This is a genomic window from Intrasporangium sp. (assembly GCF_051961875.1).
Lineage (GTDB): Bacteria > Actinomycetota > Actinomycetes > Actinomycetales > Dermatophilaceae > Intrasporangium_A.
The window spans coordinates 1-3,357 of the sequence record NZ_JBQCCV010000066.1 but is presented as its reverse complement, the minus strand read 5'-3'; the positions used below and the strand labels follow the sequence as shown (position 1 = coordinate 3,357).

At 69.5% G+C, this 3,357-nt stretch carries 2 protein-coding genes and 1 pseudogene; 1 reads left to right on the top strand and 2 read right to left on the bottom strand.

The genetic code is table 11. The features are described from left to right. Window positions 1-2,460 (bottom strand): xanthine dehydrogenase family protein molybdopterin-binding subunit (locus tag ACTHJJ_RS04100; RefSeq protein WP_440301663.1); only part of this gene is annotated, 2,460 nt, incomplete at its 3' end. A 167-nt stretch (window positions 2,461-2,627) separates the two neighbouring features. Further along, window positions 2,628-3,083: pseudogene (locus ACTHJJ_RS04095) on the bottom strand ((2Fe-2S)-binding protein); the annotation flags it as partial. Here ACTHJJ_RS04095 and ACTHJJ_RS04090 point away from each other — a divergent pair. Continuing rightward, window positions 3,082-3,237, top strand: coding sequence for a hypothetical protein (locus tag ACTHJJ_RS04090; RefSeq protein ID WP_440301662.1), 156 nt, complete (start codon window positions 3,082-3,084; stop codon window positions 3,235-3,237). The pseudogene ACTHJJ_RS04095 and the gene ACTHJJ_RS04090 overlap by 2 nt on opposite strands. Window positions 3,238-3,357: the final 120 nt, after the last annotated feature.

Genomic DNA, 3,357 nt, shown 5'->3' with positions numbered 1-3,357 from the left:
CGTGGACGAGTCTTGGTTGGGCTGGTCGGCGCCGAAGTGCGGTGCCGTGTCGCGCTGCGTGTCGTCGACCGACCCGCGCGAGGCGTTCTGGATGGCACGCCAGACGCGCTCGGGCGTGCACGGCATCTCGACGTCGTGGATCCCCATCGGGCGGAGCGCGTCGACGATCGCGTTGACCACGGCTGGCGTCGAGGCGATCGTGCCGGCCTCGCCGACTCCCTTGGTGCCCAAGGAGTTCGTCGTCGAGGGGGACGTGGTGTTCTCGGTGATGAAGCTGATCGTGTCGGCCGCCGTGGGGAGGGTGTAGTCGACGAACGACCCGGTCACGAGGGTGCCCTGCTCGTCGTAGGTGGCCCCCTCCCACAGCGCCTGGGCGATGCCCTGGACGAGCCCGCCGTGGATCTGGCCCTCGACGAGCAGCGGGTTGACGATGACCCCGACGTCGTCGACGCAGACGTACGTGCGCATTCGCGCCTCACCCGTCTCGGTGTCGATCTCCATGGCGCAGAGGTGGGTGCCGTGCGGGAACGAGAAGTTGACCGGGTCGAACGTCGCGTCCGAATCCAGACCGGGCTCGATGCCGTCGGGCAGGTTGTGCGCCGCGAAGGAGGCGAGGGCGATCTCCTGGATCGTCAGCCCCTTGTCTGTGCCCTTGACGGTGAAGCGGCCCGCGGCGAACTCGAGGTCGTCGGTGCTGGCCTCGAGCAGGTGGGCAGCGACCGGCTTCGCCTTCTCGATGACCTTGTCGGCCGCCCGGACCACCGCCTCTCCGCCGACGACGAGGGACCGCGAGCCGTAGGTGTCGAGGCCCTTGTGCGCGATCTGGGTGTCGCCGTGGAGGACCTCGATGTCCTCGAACGGGACCCCGAGCCGGTCGGCGACGATCTGGCTCCACGCCGTCTCGTGGCCCTGGCCGTGGGGCGACGTGCCGGTGAGGACCTCGACCTTGCCGGTCGGCAGCATCCGGACCGACGCGTGCTCCCACCCGCCCGCGCCGTAGTCGAGCGAGCCGAGGACCCGGGACGGTGCGAGTCCGCACATCTCGGTGAAGGTCGAGACCCCGATGCCGAGCTGCACAGGGTCCCGGCGCTCACGCCGCTCGGCCTGCTCGCGACGGAGGCCGTCGTAGTCGAAGAGCTCCTTCGCGCGGGACGTGGCGGCCTCGTAGTTGCCCGAGTCGTACTCCATCCCGGCGACCGTGGTGAAGGGGAACTCCTCGTGCTTGATCCAGTTCTTCTCGCGCACCTCGAGCGGGTCCATGTCCAGCTCGGCAGCGAGCTCGTCCATGATCCGCTCGATCGCGAAGGTCGCCTCCGGCCGCCCCGCCCCGCGGTAGGCGTCCGTCCAGGTCTTGTTCGTCAGGACCGTCTGGCAGGCGAAGTGGTAGGCGGGGAACTTGTAGATCGCGTTGTACATGAACGCGCCGAGCACCGGCACCCCACCGCCCATGAGCGCGACATACGCGCCGAGGTCGGCGAGCAGCTCGACCTTGAGCCCGGTCACCGCCCCGTCCTTGGTCGCCGCGAGGGTCAGCTTCTGCCACTGGTCGCGCCCGTGGTGCGCCGACAGGAGCGACTCGGAACGGGTCTCGGTCCACTTCACCGGCTTGCCGAGCCGCCGCGCCAGCACCATGGCGATGAACTCCTCCGGCGTCGTCTGCAGCTTGCCGCCGAAGCCGCCGCCGACGTCCGGCGCGATGACCCGGATCTTCGACTCCGGCACACCGAGGACCGCAGCGAGGAGGAACCGCAGGATGTGCGGGATCTGGGTCGCCGTCCACATGGTGATCTGCTCACCGGTGGGGTCGACGAGCACCGAGCGCGGCTCCATGAAGGCCGGGATCAGCCGCTGCTGGCGGTACTCCCGCTCGATGAGCACGCCGCCCTCGCGAGCCTCGCGGATGGCGTCCTCGACGTCGGCCCCCGTGCCCGCCTCCTTCGAGTCGAAGACCCAGTAGGCAGACTTGTTCGTGCCGAGGTCGGGGTGGGCGAGCACGGTGTCCGCCGCCGCCTCCTTGAGGTCGAGGGCCGCAGGCAGCTCCTCGTAGTCGACGTCCACCAGCTCGGCCGCGTCACGGGCCTCCGCCGCCGAGCGCGCCACGACCACGGCCACGATCTCGCCCGCGAAGTGGACCTCGTCGACCGCGACCGGCGGGTGAGCCGGCGCCACCTGGTCGGGAGTGATCGGCCATGCATTCGGCAGCCCACCCTGTTCGTCCTTGATGTCCTGCCCGGTGATGACCGCGACCACGTTGCGGGCCTTCCGGGCCGACTTGACGTCGATGGACGTGATCCGCGCGTGGGCGAACGGGCTGCGGACCATCGCCATGTGGAGCATGCCGGGGACCTGCAGGTTGTCGGTCCACCGGGTACGACCCGTGATGAGCCGCTGGTCCTCCTTGCGCCGACGCGCCTTGCCGACCTCTGCCTGGGCCGGTGCCTGGTTCTCCGTCACGGTCATGCCGACACCCCCTCGCCCGTCGATCCGGCAGAGGCACTAACGGATGCGCCCTCGCCCGGCGGGATCTCCGGCCCGCCCGCACCGACGCCGGCGGCGGCAGGCTCGGGCGCTGTCGAGCCGGCGGCAGGGACGGCGCTGTCGGTCGGAACGTGGGAGCTCTCCCGCATCGCGGACGCAGCCTGCTGCACCGCCCGGACGATGTTGTGGTAGCCGGTGCACCGGCAGAGGTTGCCCTCAAGTCCCTCGCGGATCTCCTGCTCGCTGGGGTCCGGGTTGTCCTTGAGCAGGTCACACGCCTGCATGATCATGCCCGGCGTGCAGTAGCCGCACTGCAGCGCGTGGCACTCGTGGAAAGCCTGCTGCATCGGGTGGAGCTGGCCCCCCGATGCAAGCCCCTCGACCGTCGTGACCTCGTGTCCGTCGGCCTGTACGGCAAGCATGTTGCACGACTTGACGCTCCGCCCGTCGAGATGGACCGTGCAGGCGCCGCAGTTGCTCGTGTCGCAGCCGACGACCGTGCCTGTCTTCCCGAGGTTCTCCCTCAGGTAGTAGACCAGCAGCGTTCGGGGTTCCACGTCGTCGGAGTACTCCACCCCGTCGACGGTCACGGTGATCCGGGTCATGAAACAGTCCTCCTGCTCCGTTGCAGTGGGTGATCAGGCCGGTGCCCTGCTGGTGAGTCTCGCCCGCCCGGGCGACGCTTTCAAGGCCTCGATGGAAACCAGCCATATGCCGCTGACCGTCTACCACGCGGGTGAGGGCGGCGTGGGGGCCTGAACGGCACACGTGCGCGTCCGGAAGTATGGGTCCCATGACGTTCCACGTGGATGACTACCAGGCCCGTTCCGACCGCTACGAGCTGATGCAGTACCGCCGCTGCGGGCGCAGCGGCCTCGA